The organism is Microbacterium sp. P5_E9 (genome assembly GCF_054049175.1).
On the sequence record NZ_JBFUMV010000151.1, the window covers coordinates 1 to 527 of the forward strand.

The window sequence follows — 527 nt, forward strand, 5'->3', positions numbered from 1 at the left end:
CGGCGACACCGACGTCAGCGGACGCGCGCCGCACCAGATCGCCCGACTCGGCGTCGGCCGCACCTTCCAGACGCCGAAGCTGCTGCCCGACATGACCGTGCTCGACAACGTGCGCCTGGGGGGTTTCCCGAACGAACGCGCCACTGCGGCGGAGATCGCGCTCGGCCTGACGCGCGCGCGCCGCGACCGGCGGGACGGCTCGGCGGCGGCGATGGCGCTGCTGCGCTTCGTCGGCCTCGGTCACCGCGCGGACGACCTCGCCGGCGACCTTCCGCACGGTCAGCAGCGGCTGGTCGAGATCGCCCGCGCGATGGCCGGTCACCCGTCCCTGCTGCTGCTCGACGAGCCGGCGGCCGGGTTGTCGATGGAAGAGCTGGACCGCCTGGGCGCGTTAATCGAGGCCATCGTGGCGCTCGGCACCACGGTGCTGATCGTCGAGCATCACCTCGAACTGATTGCACGCATCAGCCGCTCGGTCACGGTTCTGGACCGGGTCTCGGTGCTGGCAGCCGGCACGCCGGAGGAAG

At 72.3% G+C, this 527-nt stretch carries 1 protein-coding gene; it reads left to right on the forward strand.

The window, feature by feature from the left end:
• A partial coding sequence (locus ACXJ3V_RS20720; protein ID WP_457102239.1) for an ABC transporter ATP-binding protein occupies positions 1 to 527 on the forward strand: 527 nt, incomplete at both ends.